Here is a 22,413-nt window from a genome sequence, read left to right as displayed (position 1 = left end):
ATGAGCCTAAGTGCAACCAGGTGTGAATATTCTCAGTTGCTGTTACAGGTTGAACTTACAGGCAAAAAAAAACCTGCGTAAAAACGCAGGTTGGTGTAAATCGTGTTAATCAACCGGAGTTGATTCCACCTATCAATACCTCTGGGATCTCGACTCTATCAATCCCCCGCTCTTCTTTGCTATCGGACAATCGCAACAGCCTGAGGCAAAGTGTAACTAAAGGTTCGAATTGACATTATTTTGACATGACTGGCCGTGTAACGATTACACCACGGCGGTTGGGTCTGCATCACGTTTGTCGATTGCGGAACCGCGCCCCCCTTGAATGCGCGCCACTTTTCCGCAACACTAGTTGGTGTGTAAACGCTTACCCCTAATAAGAAGGTATTTAATGGCGACAATTAAGGATGTGGCTCGTCTGGCCGGAGTTTCCGTCGCGACCGTCTCACGCGTGATCAACGACTCCCCAAAAGCCAGTGACGCATCACGCCAGGCAGTGCAGAACGCCATGGAAACCCTGAACTACCATCCCAACGCCAACGCGCGCGCGCTTGCGCAGCAGTCAACGGAAACCATCGGGCTGGTAGTGGGCGACGTGTCTGATCCCTTTTTCGGTGCCATGGTCAAAGCGGTGGAGCAGGTCTCCTATCAGACGGGCAATTTTTTGCTGATCGGTAATGGCTATCACAACGAACAAAAAGAACGCCAGGCCATCGAACAGCTAATCCGCCACCGCTGTGCGGCGCTGGTGGTGCATGCAAAAATGATCCCCGATGCCGAACTGATTCACCTGATGAAGCAGATGCCCGGTATGGTGATCATCAACCGTATTATCCCCGGATTCGAAAAACGCTGTGTGGCCCTTGATGATCGCTACGGAGCCTGGCTTGCAACGCGCCACCTGATCCAACAAGGCCATACCCGCATTGGTTATCTCTGTTCCAATCACCCCATTTCCGATGCGGAAGATCGCCTGCAGGGCTATTACGACGCGCTGCGCGAAAATGGTTTGCCGTGCAATGACCGGCTGGTGGCCTATGGTGAACCGGACGAAAGCGGCGGTGAGCAGGCGATGACGGAGCTGTTAGGACGCGGGCGGAATTTCACCGCGATTGCCAGCTATAACGACTCTATGGCCGCAGGTGCAATGGGTGTGTTAAATGACAACGGTATTGAAGTTCCGGCAGAAATTTCCCTGATTGGCTTTGATGACGTGCTGGTTTCCCGCTACGTGCGCCCACGCCTGACCACCGTGCGCTACCCGATTATCACCATGGCAACGCAGGCGGCAGAGCTGGCGCTGGCGCTGGCCGAACAGCGTCAGCCGCCAGACATTACGCATCTGTTCAGCCCGACGCTCGTTCGCCGTCACTCCGTTGTATCGCCTGCCGAGGCGCAAAGCGAATAGCGATAAAGATGTACCGTTTTGTCCGGGTATTCCAGCGCATCGCCAATGTACTGCCAGCCGTAGCGTTCGTAAAAGTCACGGTAGGCAGACCACAGATGCAGTTCGCTATACCCGGCCTGTGCGGCATACGCGATGACATGCTGCTGAAGTTGCCCCGACAGCCCCTGGCCACGCGCCGCTTCATCAACGTACAGCGCCGCCAGCCACGGACAGAGATCCTGACGGGTGATCAAATCGCAGCGCCACAGTCCCACGGTTCCCCGCAACTGCTCGCCTTCAACGGCAATAAACGTCAGCGGCAACGCCCCCGGCATCTGGCTGTGCTCAACGATGCAGTGGAAAAACTCACGCGGAAGCCCCTCACCAAAGGCCTGCCAGATCCAGTCCGTAACCTGCTCCGCATACTGAGGCGCAGCATGGAGAGGAACAATATTCACACCAGCTTCCCCTGAAAAATCGGCACGGATTCAAAAAGATAGCCATCAAAATCAGGCGCATCTTCGTCAGACAACTCCAGCAGGCTCTTTTTCACGTTTTCCAGATGCTGGAACATCGCCTGCCAGGCTCCCGTCACATCGCGTCGACGTAGCGCGGCAAGGATCGTTTGCCTGTCGCCCAGCCATTTGAGGCGGTACGCGCGGCTGGCAATGTGGACATTAAACTGCTGCCACAGCGGGCTGCTGTCCATGTGGTGCCAGACGCTCTCAACGGTCGCCAGCAGCATCTGGTTTTGCGTCGCGCCCGCCAGCACCAGATGGAACATCTTATTATTGTCCTGGCTGCGATCGTCGGCAGCAATTGCCCGCTGCTCCTGCTCGATAATCCGGCGCAGGTTGTCGATATCGGCACGCGTCGCCATTTTCGCGGCGAACGCGGCAATATTGCTTTCAAGCAGCTGGCGCGCCTGTAAAATCTCAAACGGCCCTACGTCGCTGTTGAGAAAGCGCTCTTCTTCGTTTTCGTGTTCTTCAGGGATGCGCATCACGTAAACACCCGAGCCCTGACGGATATCCACCGTGCCCTGCAGCTCAAGCATCAACAGCGCCTCTCGCACGATAGTGCGGCTTACGCCATAGGTTTCGGCAATGTTGCGCTCCGGCGGCAGGCGCGACCCAACGGGATAATGCCCCTGGATAATTTGCGCCCGTAAATCCTCGCCAATTTCCTGGTACTGTTTTTTTTCCGGCAGGATGACAGCCTTATCCACGTTACCACCTGTGTTTTTCAGTGAATGCGCAGGCCGGGCGTCCTCCCGGCCAGTTTGTGTACTATTTTATCAGAACGCTTACTTCCATTCATCGTCAACGGTGAGCGTCAGCACGCGCGCATCGCGCAGTTGCCGGAACCAGGCGGCCGATTTCTTTGCGCGTCGGGCGCGGTTATCGCCCAGATCGATCTCAATCAGCCCGTAGCGGTTTTTAAAGGCATTCATCGGTGACACATTATCAGTGAACGCCCAGAGCATATAGCCGTGACAGTTTGCCCCCTCCTCCCGCGCCAGCAGCGTGTAGTAAAGGTGCTCGCTGATAAAGTCGATGCGGTACGTGTCGTCGATAATGCCATCACGGTTGCGGAACTGTGCTTCGTTTTCAACCCCCATCCCGCTCTCCGCCACGAACCAGTCGATATTGCGGTAATCCTTTTTAATCCGCATCGCCATGTCGTAGATAATACGCGGATAAATTTCCCAGCCGCGAGAGGTATTCATTCGCCGCCCCGGTAGCTCAAACGGTTCGTAATAGTACGCCGGGTGGAACGGTGTCTCCGGGTGCCAGGCGCGGGAAGGTGCTTTCACCCGGTGCGGGTAATAGAGGTTGATCCCCAGCTCGTCGACGGTGTTACCAGCAATCAGCGCCAGCTCCTCTGCCGTGTAGTCCCACTGAACGTGGTGCTGCGCAAGCAGGGTAAAGAGTTCCTGTGGATAGTGACCATGTACCAGCGGGTCGAGAAAGACGCGATTGTAGAAGAGATCGTAGATCTCCGCCGCCCGCACATCATGCGGCGCACGTGAGCGCGGATAAGTCACTTCAGGGTTCAGAATGCAGCCCACCGAACCACGATAACCTTTCTCACGAAACAGCTTCACCACTTTTGCCGTCGCCAGCACTTTATGGTGATTCCACTGCATCCACGTACTGGTGTTCTGCTCGTAAGGCCAGCGCAGTGCATCAAGGTAAACGCGGGTCTGCACCACGATCGGCTCATTGAACGTAAACCAGCGGGCGACTCTGGTGTGGTAGCGTTCGAACACTTTTTCCGCATAGCGAACGAACAGCTCAACCACATGCTTCGACGCCCAGCCGCCGTAGGTTTCCAGCAGCACGCCCGGTAATTCGTAATGTTCCAGGCAGATCATCGGTTCGATGCCCTGACGATGCATCTCATCGAACAGCGCGTCATAGTATGCGGCGTATTCTTCATCCACCGTCACGTTTTCATAATCGGTCAAAAAACGCGACCAGTTGATCGAGGTACGGTAATGCGTCAGCCCGGCCTGCTTCATCAGCGCCACGTCTTCCCGGAAGCGGTTGATAAAATCGGTCGCCACCGCCGGACCGTAGCCGTTGTGCCAGACGTGGCGGTCGTTCTTGTACCAGAGATCGATCCACGAATCCTGCCCCGCCTTCTTGCCGCTCCAGCCTTCCGTTTGCCAGGCTGACGCCGCCGCGCCCAGAATGAAATCCTGCGGTATTGTTATCTGTTTTGTGCTCATCACATCCTCACGCATTGTCGGTGGCTTGTTGCAGCGCAGCCTGCTCTGCGCGACGCGATGCGATCTTCACAAACGGCAGATAGATAATGACCGCCGTCACAATGCAGATCAATTGGGTGATCACCGCCCCCATCGAGCCTGCCGTGGAGAGCCAGGCATTAACCAGCGGCGGCGTGGTCCACGGCACCATCACCACCGCTTTACCGGCAAAACCGGTTACGGTAGCAAAATAGCCAATAGAGCCAGTCACCAGCGGCGTGATGATAAACGGAATGGCGAGGATCGGATTGAGCATGATTGGCATGCCGAAGATCACCGGCTCGTTGATATTAAAAATGCCCGGTCCGATGGAAAGTTTGGCGATCTCTTTCATCTCTTTGCGTTTGGTGGCAATCATGACGGCGATCAGCAGGCCAATAGTCAGGCCGGAACCGCCAATACTCATGTACACGTCCCAGAACGGCATGGTGATGATGTTCGGCACCTCTTTGCCCTGCTCAAAGGCGCTCATATTGACGGTGATCGCCCCCAGCAGCAGCGGCTCGCGGATCGGCTTGATCATCTGATTACCGTGAATGCCAATCACCCAGAACAGCTGGGCGACAAACATCAGCAGCAGAATACCCGGCAGGCTTTGCACCACACGCTCCAGCGGCTGTTGCACCACCTGGTAAACCGCGTCGTACAGATACATGCCGGTCATTTGATGGAAAACGAAGCCAAAGGTGGCAATGGCGGTGGTGGTAATAATCGCCGGAATAAGGGCAGAAAATGACGCGGCCACGTTAGGCGGCACGGTGTCCGGCATTCTGATTTTCAGCCCGTTGCGGTTTTCCAGCCAGCAGTAAATCTCCACGGATAAAATGGCGATAAACATACCGAGGAACAGGCTTCGGGTATCTGAGAACTGGCGCAGGAGCACGTCTTTCACCACGTGCATCTCGCCGTCCACCAGCATCTCTACGGTGGTCGGCGTCACGCAGATAAAACAGATCACCGCCAGCAGGCCAGGGAACAGCGACTTGATGCCGTTAATCCGCCCCAGCTCAATGCCGATTAAAAACACCGCGCCGATGTTGAGGAAGTTAAGCGTGGCGTAGTTCAGCGCGCTGGTGATCGGCTTTAGCGCCGCCAGGAATGACAGCGACTGAAAGCTCGCCAGGCCATTTTTAGGGTCCAGCACCATGTTGGAGATCAGCACGGAGAATGCGCCAACGATGATGACCGGCATTAAGGTAATAAAAGCAGACTTAATCGCCATGATATAGCGATAGCTATTGAATTTGGTGGCAAAACTGCCCAGAGCGTCGATCAGTTTTTCCTGTAATGCCATAGGGTAATACCTCAGTAAAAGGGCTTTTATTGAATAAGGTGTACAGCCGGATACTATTGGCATACCAAAAATAGCTTCTGGGCAAATATTGTTCTGTGATTAAGCTCTCAATGCCGCCAGAGGTATTCCAGATTACGATTTATGACCAATTTGGCATACCACTTGCCGACATTTATTCCGGCCTGGCGGATCGTTACCGAAAAGCGTGATCGTGATGGGGATTTTGCCCTGCCCGCGTCGCTTATGCGCCGGATGGTCTGTGTTAAACTGCAGACCATTATGTGGAAGCAGGAATTTCTAATGGCAACAATGCTGGATGTCTCATTACGTGCGGGTGTGTCGAAGGCCACCGTCTCGCGCGTGCTGAACGGCACAGGTCAGGTTAAAGAGAGTACGCGTCAGCAGGTGTTCACTGCGATGGAAGAGCTGGGCTACCGCCCGAACTTTCTCGCGCGTTCCCTTGCCAACCAGACCAGCAACAGCATTGGTCTGGTGGTCTCTACTTTCGACGGTTTTTACTTCGGTCGCCTGTTGCAACAGGCCTCACGCCAGACGGAAACCCACGGAAAGCAGCTGATCGTCACCGACGGCCACGACGCGCCCGAGCAGGAAGAACAGGCGGTGCAGATGCTGGCCGATCGCAAATGTGACGCCATTGTGCTCTACACGCGCTACATGAGCGAAAAGACGATCATGAAGTTGATCAACAGCGTGCAAACGCCGCTGGTAATCATCAACCGTGAAGTCAGCCAGGCGGCGGATCGCTGCGTCTTTTTCGAACAGCAGGATGCCGCTTTCAAAGCGGTGGATTACCTGATAAGCCAGGGCCATCGGGAGATCGCCTGTATGACGGTGCCTATCCATACGCCAACCGGTAAAGCGCGCCTGATGGGCTACCGTAAAGCGCTGGAAAAGCATGGCATTCGCCTGGACGAACGGCGAATTAAATACGGTGATGCCGGGATGACGCGGGGATATGAACTGTGCAGGGAGCTGATTGCCGAAAAGGTTCCGTTTACCGCCCTGTTTGCCTGTAACGATGATATGGCGCTCGGCGCGTCCAAAGCATTACACCAGGCCGGGCTTAAGATCCCGCAGGATATTTCGCTGTTTGGATTTGACGATGCACCCAGTGCAAAATGGCTGGAGCCTGCGCTGTCTTCGGTGTATCTGCCGATCGACAACATGATCGTCACGGCGATCGACCAGGCGATCCGGCTGGCTAAAAACCAGCCTGTCGAAGCGATCCCGCCGTTTACCGGCACGCTGGTGTTACGCGACTCGGTGACAACGGGACCGTATTTTAATCAGAAGAGTTCCAGCGCAAGCAGTTCCTGAATGGTCTGGCGCCGGCGGATCAATCGCGCCACGCCGCGATCAAACAGCACCTCCGGCAGCAGTGGGCGGCTATTGTAGTTAGACGACATAGACGCCCCGTATGCGCCGGTATCGTGCAATACCAGATAGTCTCCCGGCTGCACTTCAGGCAGCGCGCGGGTCTCCACTTTGCCGCCTTCCTGCTGGGTAAACACATCGCCAGATTCACACAGCGGGCCTGCGACGACCGTCTCAACGCGGGGAGCCTGGGTTAAATCACGACCATCGGCAGCGAGCGCCGTGATGTGGTGATAGCTGCCGTACATGGACGGACGCATCAGGTCATTGAAGCCTGCATCAATCAGCACGAAGTGACGGCTGCCCATCTCTTTCACGCTACGCACCTGCGCCACCAGCACGCCGGACTCCGCCACCAGGAAACGTCCCGGTTCGATTTCCAGTTTCACCGGGTGGCCCAGATGCGCGGCGATTTTATCGCGTGCAGCGTTCCACAGGCCGTAATAGTGAGCGGTATCGATCGCCTCTTCCCCTTCGCGGTAAGGAATGGACAGACCACCACCGGCAGAGATCGCCTCCAGATCCTGGCCGAAGTCGACGACCTGGCGCACCATCGCGCCGCACACCTGCTCAAGATGACCGTAGTCCACACCGGAGCCGATATGCATATGAATGCCCACCAGCGTGAGGTTATAGCGCTGCAACACCTCCAGCGCCGCAGGCAGATCGGCATACCAGATACCGTGCTTGCTGTTCTCACCGCCGGTATTGGTTTTTTGGCTATGACCGTGACCAAAGCCAGGGTTTACGCGCAACCAGACGCGATGACCGGGGGAGACCTGTCCAAGCTGTTCCAGCATATCCACAGAACCCGCATTTACCGGGATCTGCAGTTCATGTACGCGCGCAAGCGTGGCATCGTCAATCAGGTCAGCGGTAAAGACAATCGCATCGCTGTCGGTTTTCGGGTCGAACCCGGCCGCCAGCGCACGCTCGATTTCGCCCAGCGATACGGAGTCAACTTTCACCCCCTGCTCGCGCATCAGGCGCAGGATGTGAACGTTGGAGCAGGCCTTCTGCGCAAAACGCACCACGTCAAACTGATGTAAGGCGGCAATCTTCTCGCGGACGATCTGCGCGTCATACACCCACACCGGGCAGCCAAATTCGGCAGGCAGGCGCAGCAGGTTATCGGCGTTCAAATCGGTATCAGTCTGGTTGAGCGGGCGTGGCATGGTCTTCTCCGGGCGGTCACATTTTTTTATGATTACGCCACAGCGCGAAGAGAATAAAAAATATCGTTTTATCGTGAGTCTATGCAAAAATGATATGGATTACGTTCAGACATCAGGTGTTCTATGCCCGCCGTTAACCTTCGCCATATCGAGATTTTTCATGCCGTGATGACCACCGGTAATCTCACCGAAGCCGCGCAAATGCTGCACACCTCGCAGCCAACGGTCAGCCGCGAACTGGCGCGTTTTGAGAAGGTGCTGGGGCTGAAGCTGTTTGAGCGCACGCGCGGCAGACTCCATCCCACGGTTCAGGGCTTACGGTTGTTCGAGGAAGTTCAGCGCTCGTGGTACGGGCTGGACAGGATTGTTAGCGCAGCAGAAAGCCTGCGCGAGTTTCGTCAGGGCGAGCTGTCCATCGTCTGCCTGCCGGTATTTTCCCAGTCGTTCCTGCCGATGCTGCTGCAGCCTTTTCTCGCCCGTTACCCTGAGGTCAGTCTCACTATTGTGCCGCAGGAGTCGCCGCTGCTCGAAGAGTGGCTCTCGGCACAGCGTCACGATCTGGGGCTGACGGAAACCCTTGCCACGCCAGCAGGAACAGAGCGCACGGAGTTGCTCTCTTTAGATGAAGTGTGCGTGTTACCCGCCGGGCATCCGCTTGCCAGTAAAGAGGTGCTCACGCCTGCGGATTTCCACGGTGAAAACTACATTAGCCTGTCGCAAACCGACAGCTACCGACAGCTGCTGGATGCATTATTTGCCGAGCATCAGGTGAAGCGGCGGATGGTGGTCGAAACGCACAGCGCCGCGTCGATTTGCGCCATGGTGCGAGCGGGGGTTGGCGTCTCGGTGGTTAACCCGCTCACGGCGCTGGACTACGCCGGGAGCGAGATTGTCATCCGCCCGTTTAGTGTATCGGTTCCGTTCACCGTAAGCCTGATTCGCCCGGTACACCGTCCGGCATCCGCACTGGTGGAGGCTTTTACCGGGCATCTGATTGAGCACGCACGTCAGGTGGCGCTTCGCTTACCTGACCGACAAAACCCATTATGACAGCATAAACTCGACGGCATCGGCAGCGTGAATGGCAGCGGTATCAAATACCGGGATCGGGCTTTGCTCAACCGGTACAAGCAGGCCGATTTCCGTGCAGCCGAAGATCACCCCTTCCGCCCCCTGCTGCGCCAGTTTCTCAATCACGCTGACATAATACGTGCGGGAGGGTTCGCTGAAGGTGCCCAGGCAGAGTTCGTCGAAGATAATCTGATTAATTCGCGCCCGATCGGCGTCATCCGGGACGATGCTTTCAATCCCAAACTCACTGTGCAAACGGCCGCGATAAAAATCCTGCTCCATGGTGTAGCGTGTGCCTAACAGCGCCACACGCGACATACCGGATGCGGTAATGGCACGTCCGGTCGCATCGGCGATATGCAGGAACGGCAGCGAACAGCGATCTTCAATATGTGATGCCACCTTATGCATGGTGTTGGTGCAGAGTAAAATGCCCTGCGCCCCCGCCTGCTGCAGACCAAGCGCGGCGTCAGCCAGTATTTCTCCCGCCTTGTCCCAGTCGCCGCTCGACTGGCAGGCTTCGATTTCATGGAAATCCACACTGTGCAGCAGCAGGCTCGCCGAATGCAGACCACCCAGACGCTGCTTCACCCCTTCATTAATCAGGCGGTAGTAAGGGATCGTTGATTCCCAGCTCATGCCACCTAACAGACCGATCGTTTTCATTATCTCTCCTTTGCGTTTCTTCCAGTGAAGCAAACTTGTGATCGCCTTTCCAGTTCTTTGGCGAATCGTTTCCTTTTAACCGCGAGTGAGATAAATTAAATGAAACAATGTTTCATAACATAATAAGGCGGAGAGATGTTTATTTTCCATAAAGAGACGACGCTTGAAGATCTGGGCAATGGCGTTACGCGTCGCATTCTGGCGCATGACGGTAAAATGATGGCGGTAGAGGTCAATTTTGAGCAAGGTGCCATTGGCCCGATGCACAACCATCCGCATGAGCAATTAACCTACGTGCTCTCAGGCGAGTTCGAATTCACGATTGGTGAAGAAAAGCATGTCGTGACGGCGGGCGATACGCTTTATAAAGAACCGCACATTATGCACGGCTGCGTTTGCCTGAAGCCCGGTACCCTGCTGGATACCTTCACCCCGGTGCGCGAAGATTTTCTTAAATAAAAAAGGGCGCTGCAGAGCGCCCCTTTTTTATCTGGTTAATTTATTCTGTTACCGGCTCAGGCAGTGGGTTGCGGGCAAGCATCGCTTCGCGTAACAGTACGCTGCCGCAGGCAATAAGCCCTCCCAGGAGGCTGGCCAGAATAACGATAAGCGCTTTACCTGGACCGTCTTTTTTCACCGGCATTGACGGCGTGAGCTGGTATTTAAACGGCTCAAGCTCCACATCTTTAAAGGAGAGTTTTTGCAACTGAGCCAGGTAGTATTCACGGTTCTGGAAGTCTGCGTTCAGCTCGGCCACATCCTTCATGCTTTTTTCAATTTGCAGTTTCTGCGCGATACCATCGGCACCCAGCGCGACGGAGTAATCCGGATCATCTTTTACTGCCTGTCCATTGCTGTAGACCGGCTTTTTAATGCCCGCCGCATTTGCCACTTCCAGCGAGTAATTGAGGCGCTGCAGGTTCGTTTTATGAATATTCGTCAGGCGCACACGATCGAGATCCAGCTGCTCTTTTACCACTTTCGCCTTTAGCGTCACCTGATTACGGATATTCTGCATGACTTCCTGCTCAACGATGCGGGAGATATAGGTGATATAGCCATCCAGCACCGTCTGGGCATCTTCTGCTGTCGGGGCGGTGAAACTCAATGTCCAGGAGACATATGGCACTTTGTACGCCTCTTTCACCTGTGTGTTATCTATCGCTTTCATTCTCTCCGCGATGTTAACCACCGCGCGGTGCAGCTCCATTGGGTCTACATTTGTGCTTTCCAGTTGAGACATCACGTAAGGCGAGCTTTTCATATACTCTTCGAGCAACGATTGTGACTGAAACTTTTTGATAAACAGGTTAAACACGTCCGGGCGGGTAATTTTAACATCCACATCCAGCACCTCCAGTGAAACCAACATCTGGCGCAGGGGATTCCATTGCGTCTGTTCCGCCGGGGTAATCACCGCTTTACTGGTCCACTTCTGTGGCAGCAGGAAGGCTATCGCCAGACCGGCTAACGCAAAGGCCAGCATCGTCACCACGATGCGTTTTTTGGCGGCGTACAACACCATCAGCAGTCCTGAAAGGTCAATCTCGTTGTGCGCATGTACCGGGGAGGCATGGCGGGAGAAATCCACATCCGTATTTTTTTTGAAATCCATGACTGACATAACAATTCTTCTGTTGTGATAGCGCAGTTAAAACTGCTCTGAGATCCCTGAAAGCCGATAATACAAGAAAGTAAGATTTATCTGAAATCCGTTTAACAAAACACGAGACCTGGCTATCAAAATTAGTAGGGAGACTCAGCGTATTAACACTGTTATTCATCCTCAGCCTGCCCCTTCCCACTTCCTTTTTTTCGTACCGGATTGTGCATATCAACGTTAAAAATGCCACCCCACTCACTTTATTGAAACAGCGTTTCGACCGTGATCACATTTCCATCATTAAGCGAATGACGCGGAAATAAATAGCAATAAAATAAAATAAAACGATGTTTTAGTATTCAAAAACGGCGGTTCGCATGTTTTGAAACTCAACGAGTATGAAACAAGGATAAATCAAAAAAAGCGTGAAAAAACAAAGTTAAATGGAGCAGAACTCGCAAATATCATCCTGAACACTCCCCCTCATGCGAGCATGAGGCGTTGTAACAAAAGCAGATTCCGTTTTAAACCATTGATTGCCAGGTAGGTATGTATGAATGAAAACAAACTGCTGGGGCTCGCGTGGATATCACCTTACATAATTGGGTTGATACTCTTTACGGCTTTCCCCTTTGTCTCATCGTTCTTCCTCAGTTTTACGGAGTACGATTTGATGAGCCCGCCGGTGTTTAACGGCGTTGAGAACTATCGCTACATGTTTACCGAAGACACCCTCTTCTGGAAATCAATGGGTGTGACGTTTGCCTATGTATTTTTGACCATTCCTTTAAAGCTCGCCTTTGCATTGGGCATTGCGTTTGTTCTGAACTTTAAATTACGCGGCATCGGCTTCTTCCGTACTGCCTACTATATTCCGTCGATCCTCGGCAGCTCCGTCGCCATTGCCGTTCTGTGGCGCGCGCTGTTTGCTATTGATGGCCTGCTGAACAGCTTTATCGGCGTGTTTGGTTTCGATCCGGTGAACTGGCTCGGTGAGCCTTCTCTGGCGCTGATGTCCGTCACGTTGCTGCGCGTCTGGCAGTTTGGTTCCGCGATGGTCATCTTCCTCGCGGCACTGCAAAACGTGCCGCAGTCGCAGTATGAAGCGGCGATGATTGACGGAGCCTCTAAGTGGCAGATGTTCATGAAAGTGACCGTTCCACTGATTACACCGGTGATCTTCTTCAACTTCATTATGCAGACCACGCAGGCGTTCCAGGAATTTACCGGGCCGTATGTGATTACCGGAGGGGGACCAACCTACTCGACCTACCTGTTCTCGCTCTACATCTACGACACGGCGTTCAAATATTTCGATATGGGCTACGGCGCGGCGCTGGCCTGGGTTCTGTTCCTGGTCGTGGCCGTCTTTGCCGGTATCGCCTTTAAGTCGTCGAAATACTGGGTGTTCTATTCCGCCGATAAAGGAGGCAAAAATGGCTGATATCCAACAACTCTCCACGGCGAGAAGCATTGCGGAACGCGAAGTGGCCCGCACGCTGCGCAGAGAAAAAATTAACGCCAGCATTCGCTATGTGATCCTGCTGATTGTCGGCCTGCTGATGCTCTACCCGCTGGTGTGGATGTTCTCGGCGTCGTTCAAACCGAACCACGAGATCTTCACCACCCTGAGCCTGTGGCCTGCCCACGCCACCTGGGACGGCTTTGTGAATGGCTGGAAAACCGGCACCGAGTACAACTTCGGCCATTACATGCTGAACACCTTTAAGTATGTGATCCCGAAAGTGATCCTGACCATTATCTCCTCCACCATCGTGGCCTATGGCTTTGCCCGCTTCGAGATCCCGTGGAAGAAATTCTGGTTCGCCACGCTCATCACCACCATGCTGCTGCCAAGCACTGTGCTGCTGATCCCGCAGTACCTGATGTTCCGTGAAATGGGCATGCTGAACAGCTACATGCCGCTGTACCTGCCGCTGGCCTTCGCCACGCAGGGGTTCTTCGTCTTTATGCTGATCCAGTTCCTGCGCGGCGTGCCGCGTGACATGGAAGAGGCCGCGCAAATTGACGGCTGCAACTCTATCCAGGTGCTGTGGTACGTGGTGGTGCCGATCCTGAAACCGGCCATTATCTCCGTCGCCCTGTTCCAGTTCATGTGGTCAATGAACGATTTCATCGGGCCGCTGATTTACGTCTACAGCGTGGATAAATACCCGATTGCACTGGCTCTGAAAATGTCCATCGACGTCACCGAAGGTGCGCCGTGGAACGAAATTCTGGCAATGGCGAGCATCTCCATTCTGCCATCCATCATTGTCTTCTTCCTGGCACAGCGCTACTTCGTACAGGGCGTTACCAGCAGCGGAATTAAAGGTTAAGAGGGAAATATCATGGCTGAAGTTATCTTCAACAAACTGGAAAAGGTCTACTCCAACGGCTTCAAAGCGGTACATGCTATCGACCTTAAAATCGCTGAGGGGGAATTTATGGTGATTGTCGGGCCGTCCGGCTGCGCCAAATCCACCACCCTGCGTATGCTGGCCGGGCTGGAAACCATCAGCGGTGGTGAAGTCCGTATCGGCGACAAGATCGTGAATAACCTCGCGCCGAAAGAGCGCGGGATTGCGATGGTGTTCCAGAACTATGCGCTCTACCCACACATGACCGTGCGCGAGAACCTGGCTTTCGGCCTGAAGCTGAGCAAGCTGCCGAAAGATCAGATTGAATCGCAGGTGAACGAAGCGGCCAAAATCCTCGAACTGGAAGAGCTGCTCGACCGCCTGCCTCGCCAGCTCTCCGGCGGCCAGGCCCAGCGTGTGGCTGTAGGCCGTGCAATTGTGAAAAAGCCAGACGTGTTCCTGTTCGATGAACCATTGTCAAACCTCGACGCCAAGCTGCGCGCCTCGATGCGTATCCGTATTTCTGACCTGCACAAACAGCTGAAGAAATCGGGTAAACCGGCGACCACCGTCTACGTCACCCACGACCAGACAGAAGCGATGACCATGGGCGACCGCATCTGCGTGATGAAGCTCGGTCACATCATGCAGGTGGACACGCCCGATAACCTCTACCACAAGCCGAAAAACATGTTCGTGGCGGGCTTTATCGGCGCGCCGGAAATGAACATTCGTAAAAGCCTTCTGGTGGAAAAAGAGGGGCAACTGCACATCGCTATCGGCCATGAAACCATGCCGTTAAATGCGGAAAAGCAGGAGAAAGTCTCTGCTTATGCAGGCCAGGAGATCTTCTACGGCGTGCGCCCGGAATTCGTTGCTCTCTCCGATGAACCGTTCGCAGAGGGCGGTTGCAGCGGCGAAATGGTGCGCGTGGAGAACATGGGCCACGAATTCTTTGTGTATCTGAAAGTTGCGGATTATGAACTGACCGCCCGAATTCCTTCTGATGAAGCTAAGCCGATGATTGATAAAGGTCTTCATCGTAAGGTGTATTTCAAGTTCGATATGAATAAATGTCATATTTTTGACGCAAAAACTGAACAGAACCTCTCTCTCTGATGGAGTAATAAAAATGAAAAAAGTGCTTTTAAGCGCAGCAATCTCCGCTACCCTGGGCCTGACTGCTTTGCCATCGATGGCGCAAAATGTTGATTTACGTATGTCCTGGTGGGGCGGTAATGGCCGCCACCAGGTCACGTTGAAAGCTCTGGAGGAGTTCCATAAACAGAACCCGGACATCAACGTAAAAGCGGAGTACACCGGCTGGGACGGTCACCTCTCCCGTCTGACCACCCAGATTGCGGGCGGCACCGAGCCGGACGTGATGCAGACCAACTGGAACTGGCTGCCGATCTTCTCTAAAAACGGCGACGGCTTCTACGATCTGAACAAAATGAAGGACGTGATCGACTTAACGCAATTCGATCCAAAAGAGCTGCAGTCCACCACCGTCAACGGCAAGCTGAACGGCATTCCGATCTCCGTGACGGCGCGCGTCTTCTATTTCAATGACGAAACCTGGAAAAAAGCGGGCGTTGAATACCCGAAAACCTGGGACGAACTGATGGCGGCCGGTAAAGCGTTCGAGAGCAAGCTCGGCAAACAGTATTACCCGGTGGTACTGGAGCACCAGGACACGCTGGCGCTGCTGAACTCTTACATGATTCAGAAATACAACATCCCTGCCGTGGACGAGAAAACCAAAAAATTCTCTTACAGCAAAGAACAGTGGGTTGAATTCTTCCAGACCTATAAAAAGCTGGTGGACAGCCACGTGATGCCGGACACCAAATACTATGCGTCGTTTGGTAAGAGCAACATGTACGAGATGAAGCCGTGGATACAGGGCGAATGGGGCGGCACTTACATGTGGAACTCCACTATCAACAAATATTCCGACAACCTGAAGCCACCGGCAAAACTGGAGTTGGGCAACTACCCGATGCTGCCAGGTGCGACCGACGCGGGTCTGTTCTTTAAACCGGCACAAATGTTGTCGATTGGTAAATCCACGAAAAACCCGGAAGCGGCGGCGAAGCTGATTAACTTCCTGCTGAACAGCAAAGAGGGTGTCGATACGCTGGGCCTGGAGCGCGGCGTACCGCTGAGCAAAGCGGCGGTGCAGTTCCTGACAGAAGATGGCACCATCAAAGAGAGCGATCCTTCTGTCGCAGGTCTGCGTCTGGCCCAGTCTCTGCCCGCGAAACTCTCTGTGTCACCTTATTTTGACGATCCGCAAATTGTGGCGCAGTTCGGTACATCTCTGCAGTACATCGACTACGGACAGAAAACCGTGGAAGAGACTGCCGCTGACTTCCAGCGTCAGGCTGAACGCATCCTGAAACGCGCCATGCGTTAATCCATTGTCACTGTGAATACCCTGCCGTCCGCGCGGCGGGGTATTTTTTTATCTCAAGGAGAGAACAATGAAAGGCAAAATCATCCCGTTACGTTTCTGCACGCGTCAGGACAGTGAAACCGGGCACGAGGTGATACGGATGACGCCCCGCATATTATTTGCCACCGTAATTACTTCTACCAAAAATGCTTTACCCGCGATGGCAATAAACTGATTTTTGGCGGCGCGTTCGAAGGACACTGGAACTACTATCTGCTGGATATTACGCAGCAGCAGGCGACTCAGTTGACGGAAGGCGCTGGTGATAACACGTTCGGTGGCTTTTTATCGGACGATGATAAATCGCTGTGGTATGTCAAAAATAACCGTGAACTACGGTGCGTCGATCTCTCTTCTTTTGCAGAGCGCATCGTCTATAAGGTGGATGACGAATGGGTGGCCTACGGCACCTGGGTCGCGAATTCAGACTGCACAAAACTGGTCGGCATTGAAATCAACAAGCGCGACTGGCAGCCACTGACCGACTGGGGCAAGTTCCGCGCGTTTTACTTCACTAACCCGGAATGCCGGTTGATTAATATTGATTTACGCACCGGCGAGCGTCGGGTGATGTTGCAGGAAAACCGCTGGCTTGGGCATCCGATCTATCGCCCGTTTGATGACAACACCGTGGCGTTTTGCCACGAAGGCCCGCGCGATGCCATCGACGCCCGTATGTGGCTTATCAACGAAGACGGCAGCAACGTGCGCAAAGTTCGCCAGCATGCCACGGGTGAAAGTTTTACCCATGAGTTTTGGGTACCGGACGGCTCGGCGCTGTACTACGTTGAACATAAAGAGAACGATTCTAATCGCTATTTGTGCAGCGCTCATCCGCAAACGCTGGAAAACCGCCAGCTAATGGCGATTCCGCCCTGCTCGCACCTGATGAGTAACCATGATGGTTCGCTGATTGTCGGCGACGGTGCGCCACATAATACGGGGGATATCAGCCTGAACGACCCGTTTATCTGGGTATTTGATATTCATGCCGGAACGCAGAAAGCCATTTGCCAGCACAACACCAGTTGGAAAGTGCTGGATGGCGACCGCCAGGTCACGCATCCGCATCCGTCATTTTCGCCGGATAATAAGTGGGTGCTGTATACGTCGGATGAGGAAGGGATGCCCGCGCTTTACCTGGCGCGGGTGTAAAAAAGCCGGGTGGCGGCTCCGCCTTACCCGGCCTGTTCAAACTTGTCGGCCCGGTAAGCGTAGCGCCGCCGGGCAATAACATTACACGCCGATGTCGCGTAACTTCTCCCCTGCCATCAGCTTGCGTTCAATGTGTTCCAGCGTCACGCCTTTGGTTTCAGGAATAAGCCAGAACGTTATCCCGATAAACGCCACGTTCAGCACCGTATAGAGCCAGAAGGTGCCCGCTGCGCCAATTGCATCCAGCAACGTCAGGAAGGTCGCGCCGATGATCATGTTCGACACCCAGTTAGTGGTGGTGGAACAGGTGATGCCGAAGTCGCGGCATTTCAGCGGCTGGATTTCGGAGCACAAGATCCACACCACCGGTGCGGCGCTCATCGCATAACCGGCGATACACATCATCGTCATACCGACTGAGAGCCACGAAAGCCCGCTGGAGGCCGTGCCGTTGTCAAACTGCATCAGGCAGTAGCCGAGGATCAGCGTACCGAGCGCCATGACGCTAAAGCCAATCTTCAGCGCCGGTTTACGCCCGGCTTTATCCACGGTGAACACTGCAATAAAAGTGGCGAACATAAAGGTCAGCCCCACCACCAGCGTGGCGATCATCTGCTGCTCGGTGGTGGTAAACCCGGCCATTTTGAAGATGCGCGGTGCGTAGTACATGATGATGTTCATCCCGGTAAACTGCTGCATCGCCTGCAGCAACATCCCGAGAAACACCGCGCGGCGCACGTTGCGGTTCACTTTGAACAGCGACCAGCCGCCCTGCTTCAGCTTCAGGCTTTCACGGATTTCATTCAGCTCTTCACGCGCTTTTTCCGAGGTATCACGCAGCATACGCAGTACCTCTTCGGCCTCTACATGGCGGCCTTTTTGCGCCAGCCAGCGCGGGCTGTTTGGCAGGAAGATGACTAAAATAATCAGCAACACTGCAGGCAGCGCCAGCACGCCGAGCATCGCACGCCAGTTACCGCTATAGCTGAAATACGTATCGGACAAAAATGCCAGCACAATGCCGAGCGTGACCATTAGCTGATACATACTGATCATCTTGCCGCGCACGTTCTCGCTCGCCATTTCGGAGAGATAAAGCGGCGCGGTGTAAGAGGCAATCCCCACCGCCACCCCCAGCAGCACGCGGGAGAGCAGCAGCACTTCGACGTTAGTGGCAAACGCGGAGCCCATAGAGCCTGCAACGAACAGAATCGCCCCGACCATCAGGCTGTATTTACGCCCAAGCCGGAACGACAGCCAGCCGTTAAACAGTGCGCCGATGGCCGCGCCGAGCATCATGCTGCTCACCACCCACTCCTGCAGGCGGTTGCTCAGCGTGAAGTGATCGGTAATGAAGGGTAACGCTCCGGCAATCACGCCGATATCCAGTCCGAACAACAGGCCCGCCACGGCCGCCGCGATGGAGACAAACTGGTTCATGCGTCGGGTATCCCGCAGTGCAGCGGGCATAAGGGTAGAGTCATTTACAGATGTCATAGTTTCCTGCCTGAACAGCGAAATTCGTTAACTGAAATTACGAGATAGCGAGAAAAAGTGTCAGGCCGGAAAGGGTGAAGATATGGATTATTTCGCTACGACATAGTGAACTGTGATGGACATTACAATTTAAACTTCTGGCGAATTATCACCATGATTTGTTAACCAGCTAATTTTTAAGAAATTAAAGTGTGATGCGCATCATTCATGATTTTTTTAGTATGGATTTTTCATCTTTGAGGATATGGATAATGGCAATTTTTGAGCAAAAAAAAACCTCCGCCCGAGGGCAGAGGTTGTTTCGCAAAGCCGGATTAACGCGCCAGCCAGCCACCGTCAACCGCCACGGTGTAGCCGTTGATATAGTCAGATGCCGGAGAGGCCAGGAACACCACCGGCCCCATCAGGTCGCTCGGTAGACCCCAGCGGCCCGCCGGAATACGGTCGAGGATTTCCGCGCTGCGCTGTTCGTCCGCACGTAACTGCTGGGTGTTATTGGTTGCCATGTAGCCGGGAGCGATCGCGTTGACGTTGATGTTGTGCTTCGCCCACTCGTTCGCCAGCAGACGCGTCACACCCATTACGGCGCTTTTTGACGCGGTGTAAGACGGCACGCGGATGCCGCCCTGGAAGGAGAGCATGGAGGCGATGTTGATGATCTTGCCGCCTTTACCCTGGGCGATAAAGTGTTTCGCTGCCGCCTGAGACATGAAGAACACGCTCTTAATGTTCAGGTTCATTACGTCATCCCAGTCACGCTCGCTGAAGTTGATCGCGTCTTCACGACGGATCAGACCGGCGTTGTTCACCAGAATGTCGATATGACCAAATTCTGCCACCGCGCGATCCAGTAGCTCAGGAATAGCGTCGATTTTACGCAGATCGGCAGTCAGGCTCAGGAAGCGGCGGCCCAGCGCGGTGACGCGTTCAATCGTTTCTGTAGGCTCAACAATGTTGATACCGACGATATCGCAGCCCGCTTCCGCCAGACCTAACGCCATGCCCTGGCCCAGCCCGGTGTCACAACCGGAAACGACCGCCACTTTACCCTGCAGAGAAAATGCATCCAGAATCATGTTTGTTCCTTACTCTTTCAGCGCCTGTCACGAACAGGCAGGTTTATGCTTAACTGCCCGCGACTAGCGCAGATCTTTTACAGCAACGTGGTCCATGTCATCAAAGACCTGGTTTTCACCGACCATACCCCAGATAAAGGTATACGCGCGGGTGCCCACGCCAGAGTGAATGGACCAGCTCGGAGAGATTACGGCCTGCTCGTTATGCATCACGATATGACGCGTTTCCTGCGGTTGCCCCATCATGTGGAACACGCACGCGTCTTCTTCCATGTTGAAGTAGAAATAGACCTCCATGCGGCGTTCGTGAGTGTGGCACGGCATGGTGTTCCACAGGTTGCCCGGCTCAAGCTCGGTCAGCCCCATGCTGAGCTGGCAGGTTTCCAGCACATCCGGCACGAAGTATTTGTTGATGGTGCGACGGTTGCTGGTGAGGTTATCGCCAAGCGTCACGGGCGCTACGTCCGCAGGAGTGACTTTTTTGGTTGGCCAGGTGGTATGTGCTGGCGCGCAGTTGTAGTAAAACTTCGCAGGCTTGCTGCTGTCGACGCTGGCAAAGATCACTTCTTTTGCACCTTTGCCGACGTACAGCGCGTCGCGGTGGCCGATCTCATAACACTGCCCGTCTACGGTAATGGTGCCCGGCCCACCGATATTAATCACGCCCAGCTCGCGACGCTCCAGAAAATAACTCACGCCCAGTTGTTTACCCACTTCACTGCCAACGGAAACCGTGTTCGTCACCGGCATAATCCCGCCCACAATGATGCGGTCAATGTGGCTGTAGACCATGGTGTACTGGTCGGCTTCAAAAACCTTCTCAATAAAAAACTCATTGCGCAGCCCCTGGGTATCCAGCGTTTTCGCATGCGCACTGTGGATGCTTTGTCTGACGTCCACGTTAACCTCCAGATTGATCGTGCCCGAAGGCAAAGATAATTAACGAAACAATGTTCCGTTTTCATGATAGGCACATAGTATCCGCACAGATTTGGGTTTTCAATTACATTTAAAACAACGTTTCACTTTTTCTGCAAATTTATGCCGAAAATGATGTTTTGATCACGATTGTTGGGGAATTGACACAGACAAGAGCGAAGCAATCATGGATATTAATCATAATAAACAATCAATTATAAAACCTTTGAAATACGACGGTGTAAAAAACATTCGGTGTTAAAAATCAAAGATGGGATCGCCAGGCTGAATTAATCTTGCGAATTGCGCCACCAGTCACACATATTGAAACGATGTTTTGATAATTTGACACTCAGTTTTTAAACTTATCATTCATCGTAATAAAGGAGCGCATTATGGCTAAAGGTATGCGGGTCAAGCTGAACTATGAAGTCAGCCACGATCCGGATACAGGCGTGGAAGTCACCCGCCTGACCCCACCCGAAGTAACCTGTCATCGCAACTACTTTTACCAGAAGTGCTTCTTTAATGATGGCAGCCATCTGCTGTTTGCCGGGGAGTTCGACGGCCACTGGAACTACTACCTGCTGGATCTGAAAAAAGCCGAGGCGGTGCAGCTGACAGAAGGTGCGGGTGATAACACCTTTGGCGGGTTCCTCTCGCCGGATGACAAATCGTTCTACTATGTGAAGAACGATCGCACGCTGCTGGAAGTGAATTTGCAGACGCTGGCAGAACGCGAAGTGTATCGCGTCGCGGACGAGTGGGTCGGTTACGGCACATGGGTTGCCAACAGTGACTGCACCAAACTGGTCGGCATCGAGATTGCCAAAAGCGACTGGACGCCGCTCAACGACTGGAAAATCTTCCACGACTTTTTCCACAAAGGGCCACACTGTCGCCTGCTGCGCGTGGATCTGAAAACCGGCGAAAGCACGACCATCCACGAAGAGAAGAGCTGGCTCGGCCATCCTATTTACCGCCCGTTCGATGACCATACCGTGGCCTTCTGCCATGAAGGGCCGCACGACCTGGTAGACGCCCGTATGTGGCTGGTCAATGAGGACGGCAGTAACGTGCGCAAAGTGAAAGCACATGCGGAAGGTGAAAGCTGTACTCACGAATTCTGGGTGCCAAACGGTTCTGCGCTGGTGTATGTCTCCTACCTGAAAGGTCAGCAGGGGCGCACCATTTACAGCTACAACCCGGATACCGGCGTTAACGAGGCAGTGATGCCAATGCCAGCCTGCTCGCATCTGATGAGCAATTTTGACGGTACGCTGCTGGTGGGTGACGGTTCAGGCACACCGGTGGACGTGAAGGACACCAGCGGTTACACCATTGACAATGATCCTTATCTCTATGCCTTTGACGTGGCGAAAAAAGCATACTTCCGTATTGCCCGTCACGACACCTCCTGGGCGACGGTGGCCAACAGCCGCCAGGTCACCCACCCGCATCCATCCTTTACACCGGATGACCGTGCGGTGCTGTACAGTTCCGATAAAGACGGCAAACCGGCTCTCTATATCGCGAAACTCCCCGAGCAACCTGAAATGTTGCATGCATGATTTGAGTTAATGTT

Annotated in this window: 19 protein-coding genes and 1 pseudogene; 10 read left to right on the top strand and 10 right to left on the bottom strand. The window is 53.9% G+C overall.

What is annotated here, in order from left to right; genetic code table 11:
• The first annotated feature begins 391 nt into the window (after positions 1 to 391).
• The gene (gene galR / locus ABGB15_RS04655) at positions 392 to 1,408 is read left to right on the top strand and encodes an HTH-type transcriptional regulator GalR (protein ID WP_152082098.1); all 1,017 of its coding nucleotides are present in this window, start codon (positions 392 to 394) and stop codon (positions 1,406 to 1,408) included.
• Here galR and ABGB15_RS04650 read toward each other — a convergent pair.
• The 4 genes from ABGB15_RS04650 to ABGB15_RS04635 all read right to left on the bottom strand — a co-directional run bounded on the left by ABGB15_RS04650 (position 1,369) and on the right by ABGB15_RS04635 (position 5,454).
• Positions 1,369 to 1,845: a GNAT family N-acetyltransferase gene (locus ABGB15_RS04650; RefSeq protein WP_215722575.1), complete on the bottom strand. Its 477-nt coding sequence runs from the start codon at positions 1,843 to 1,845 to the stop codon at positions 1,369 to 1,371. The genes galR and ABGB15_RS04650 overlap by 40 nt on opposite strands.
• Entirely contained in the window at positions 1,842 to 2,615 is a 774-nt protein-coding gene (locus tag ABGB15_RS04645) for an FCD domain-containing protein (protein WP_152082100.1), read from the bottom strand. The genes ABGB15_RS04650 and ABGB15_RS04645 overlap by 4 nt, the downstream gene beginning before the upstream one ends.
• 78 nt (positions 2,616 to 2,693) lie before the next feature.
• Positions 2,694 to 4,121 carry a glycoside hydrolase family 1 protein gene (locus ABGB15_RS04640; protein ID WP_313326914.1) on the bottom strand — a complete coding sequence of 476 codons (1,428 nt, stop codon included), beginning with the start codon at positions 4,119 to 4,121 and terminating at the stop codon, positions 2,694 to 2,696.
• A 7-nt stretch (positions 4,122 to 4,128) separates the two neighbouring features.
• Positions 4,129 to 5,454, bottom strand: coding sequence for a PTS sugar transporter subunit IIC (locus ABGB15_RS04635; RefSeq protein WP_152082102.1), 1,326 nt, complete (start codon positions 5,452 to 5,454; stop codon positions 4,129 to 4,131).
• Between the two features lie 300 nt (positions 5,455 to 5,754).
• On the opposite strand from ABGB15_RS04635, the gene ABGB15_RS04630 reads away from it, so the two are divergent.
• Positions 5,755 to 6,792 carry a LacI family DNA-binding transcriptional regulator gene (locus ABGB15_RS04630; protein ID WP_152082103.1) on the top strand — a complete coding sequence of 346 codons (1,038 nt, stop codon included), beginning with the start codon at positions 5,755 to 5,757 and terminating at the stop codon, positions 6,790 to 6,792.
• Here ABGB15_RS04630 and lysA read toward each other — a convergent pair.
• The gene (gene lysA, locus ABGB15_RS04625) at positions 6,762 to 8,024 is read right to left on the bottom strand and encodes a diaminopimelate decarboxylase (protein WP_215722573.1); all 1,263 of its coding nucleotides are present in this window, start codon (positions 8,022 to 8,024) and stop codon (positions 6,762 to 6,764) included. The genes ABGB15_RS04630 and lysA overlap by 31 nt on opposite strands.
• Positions 8,025 to 8,147: 123 nt before the next feature.
• Between lysA and ABGB15_RS04620 the strand changes: the two genes are divergently transcribed.
• On the top strand, positions 8,148 to 9,074 hold the full coding sequence (locus tag ABGB15_RS04620) for a LysR family transcriptional regulator (RefSeq protein WP_152082105.1): 927 nt from the start codon (positions 8,148 to 8,150) through the stop codon (positions 9,072 to 9,074).
• On the opposite strand, the gene ABGB15_RS04615 is transcribed toward ABGB15_RS04620, so the two are convergent.
• Complete coding sequence (locus tag ABGB15_RS04615) at positions 9,069 to 9,761, bottom strand: aspartate/glutamate racemase (protein ID WP_152082106.1); 693 nt, start codon at positions 9,759 to 9,761, stop codon at positions 9,069 to 9,071. The genes ABGB15_RS04620 and ABGB15_RS04615 overlap by 6 nt on opposite strands.
• A gap of 135 nt (positions 9,762 to 9,896) precedes the next feature.
• Here ABGB15_RS04615 and ABGB15_RS04610 point away from each other — a divergent pair, with 135 nt between their 5' ends.
• Positions 9,897 to 10,220 carry a cupin domain-containing protein gene (locus ABGB15_RS04610; RefSeq protein ID WP_152082107.1) on the top strand — a complete coding sequence of 108 codons (324 nt, stop codon included), beginning with the start codon at positions 9,897 to 9,899 and terminating at the stop codon, positions 10,218 to 10,220.
• Between the two features lie 40 nt (positions 10,221 to 10,260).
• Here the strand turns inward: ABGB15_RS04610 and wzz(fepE) are convergent, their stop codons facing one another.
• Positions 10,261 to 11,385: an LPS O-antigen length regulator Wzz(fepE) gene (gene wzz(fepE), locus ABGB15_RS04605; RefSeq protein ID WP_215722572.1), complete on the bottom strand. Its 1,125-nt coding sequence runs from the start codon at positions 11,383 to 11,385 to the stop codon at positions 10,261 to 10,263.
• Between the two features lie 532 nt (positions 11,386 to 11,917).
• Here wzz(fepE) and ABGB15_RS04600 point away from each other — a divergent pair.
• The 5 genes and pseudogenes from ABGB15_RS04600 (at position 11,918) to ABGB15_RS04580 (ending at position 17,337) form a co-directional block, all read left to right on the top strand.
• A complete protein-coding gene (locus ABGB15_RS04600; RefSeq protein WP_152082109.1) occupies positions 11,918 to 12,808 on the top strand; it encodes a carbohydrate ABC transporter permease in 891 nt (296 codons plus the stop codon).
• Complete coding sequence (locus ABGB15_RS04595; protein WP_152082110.1) at positions 12,801 to 13,703, top strand: carbohydrate ABC transporter permease; 903 nt, start codon at positions 12,801 to 12,803, stop codon at positions 13,701 to 13,703. Before ABGB15_RS04600 ends, ABGB15_RS04595 begins: the two co-directional genes overlap by 8 nt.
• 12 nt (positions 13,704 to 13,715) lie before the next feature.
• On the top strand, positions 13,716 to 14,843 hold the full coding sequence (locus ABGB15_RS04590) for an ABC transporter ATP-binding protein (protein ID WP_215722571.1): 1,128 nt from the start codon (positions 13,716 to 13,718) through the stop codon (positions 14,841 to 14,843).
• Positions 14,844 to 14,856: 13 nt separating this feature from the next.
• Entirely contained in the window at positions 14,857 to 16,143 is a 1,287-nt protein-coding gene (locus ABGB15_RS04585) for an ABC transporter substrate-binding protein (RefSeq protein WP_215722570.1), read from the top strand.
• 67 nt (positions 16,144 to 16,210) lie between these two features.
• A pseudogene (locus ABGB15_RS04580) lies at positions 16,211 to 17,337 on the top strand (oligogalacturonate lyase family protein).
• Between the two features lie 81 nt (positions 17,338 to 17,418).
• On the opposite strand, the gene ABGB15_RS04575 reads toward ABGB15_RS04580, so the two are convergent.
• The 3 genes from ABGB15_RS04575 to kduI form a co-directional block, all read right to left on the bottom strand.
• Positions 17,419 to 18,834, bottom strand: a complete 1,416-nt coding sequence (locus ABGB15_RS04575) for a sugar porter family MFS transporter (RefSeq protein WP_152082114.1) — start codon at positions 18,832 to 18,834, stop codon at positions 17,419 to 17,421.
• Positions 18,835 to 19,148: 314 nt separating this feature from the next.
• The gene (gene kduD / locus ABGB15_RS04570; protein ID WP_152082115.1) at positions 19,149 to 19,910 is read right to left on the bottom strand and encodes a 2-dehydro-3-deoxy-D-gluconate 5-dehydrogenase KduD; all 762 of its coding nucleotides are present in this window, start codon (positions 19,908 to 19,910) and stop codon (positions 19,149 to 19,151) included.
• A 63-nt stretch (positions 19,911 to 19,973) separates the two neighbouring features.
• Complete coding sequence (gene kduI, locus ABGB15_RS04565; protein WP_215722569.1) at positions 19,974 to 20,810, bottom strand: 5-dehydro-4-deoxy-D-glucuronate isomerase; 837 nt, start codon at positions 20,808 to 20,810, stop codon at positions 19,974 to 19,976.
• A 413-nt stretch (positions 20,811 to 21,223) separates the two neighbouring features.
• Between kduI and ABGB15_RS04560 the strand changes: the two genes are divergently transcribed.
• Positions 21,224 to 22,399, top strand: coding sequence for an oligogalacturonate lyase family protein (locus tag ABGB15_RS04560; protein WP_215722568.1), 1,176 nt, complete (start codon positions 21,224 to 21,226; stop codon positions 22,397 to 22,399).
• The last annotated feature ends 14 nt before the right edge of the window (positions 22,400 to 22,413 follow it).

It is taken from the genome of Enterobacter sp. MALB-1, assembly GCF_041021625.1.
Classification (GTDB): Bacteria; Pseudomonadota; Gammaproteobacteria; order Enterobacterales; family Enterobacteriaceae; genus Enterobacter; species Enterobacter oligotrophicus.
The sequence above is the reverse complement of the archived record's forward strand: the minus strand, read 5'-3'. Positions and strand labels throughout refer to the sequence as shown.

Excerpts from the sequence above, each read along its gene's own strand:
- galR (WP_152082098.1), top strand. The coding sequence starts at position 392 with ATGGCGACAATTAAGGATGTGGCTCGTCTGGCCGGAGTTTCCGTCGCG.
- ABGB15_RS04640 (WP_313326914.1), bottom strand. The coding sequence starts at position 4,121 with ATGAGCACAAAACAGATAACAATACCGCAGGATTTCATTCTGGGCGCG.
- ABGB15_RS04635 (WP_152082102.1), bottom strand. The coding sequence starts at position 5,454 with ATGGCATTACAGGAAAAACTGATCGACGCTCTGGGCAGTTTTGCCACC.
- ABGB15_RS04630 (WP_152082103.1), top strand. The coding sequence starts at position 5,755 with ATGGCAACAATGCTGGATGTCTCATTACGTGCGGGTGTGTCGAAGGCC.
- lysA (WP_215722573.1), bottom strand. The coding sequence starts at position 8,024 with ATGCCACGCCCGCTCAACCAGACTGATACCGATTTGAACGCCGATAAC.
- ABGB15_RS04620 (WP_152082105.1), top strand. The coding sequence starts at position 8,148 with ATGCCCGCCGTTAACCTTCGCCATATCGAGATTTTTCATGCCGTGATG.
- ABGB15_RS04615 (WP_152082106.1), bottom strand. The coding sequence starts at position 9,761 with ATGAAAACGATCGGTCTGTTAGGTGGCATGAGCTGGGAATCAACGATC.
- ABGB15_RS04610 (WP_152082107.1), top strand. The coding sequence starts at position 9,897 with ATGTTTATTTTCCATAAAGAGACGACGCTTGAAGATCTGGGCAATGGC.
- ABGB15_RS04600 (WP_152082109.1), top strand. The coding sequence starts at position 11,918 with ATGAATGAAAACAAACTGCTGGGGCTCGCGTGGATATCACCTTACATA.
- ABGB15_RS04595 (WP_152082110.1), top strand. The coding sequence starts at position 12,801 with ATGGCTGATATCCAACAACTCTCCACGGCGAGAAGCATTGCGGAACGC.
- ABGB15_RS04590 (WP_215722571.1), top strand. The coding sequence starts at position 13,716 with ATGGCTGAAGTTATCTTCAACAAACTGGAAAAGGTCTACTCCAACGGC.
- ABGB15_RS04585 (WP_215722570.1), top strand. The coding sequence starts at position 14,857 with ATGAAAAAAGTGCTTTTAAGCGCAGCAATCTCCGCTACCCTGGGCCTG.
- ABGB15_RS04575 (WP_152082114.1), bottom strand. The coding sequence starts at position 18,834 with ATGACATCTGTAAATGACTCTACCCTTATGCCCGCTGCACTGCGGGAT.
- kduD (WP_152082115.1), bottom strand. The coding sequence starts at position 19,910 with ATGATTCTGGATGCATTTTCTCTGCAGGGTAAAGTGGCGGTCGTTTCC.
- ABGB15_RS04560 (WP_215722568.1), top strand. The coding sequence starts at position 21,224 with ATGGCTAAAGGTATGCGGGTCAAGCTGAACTATGAAGTCAGCCACGAT.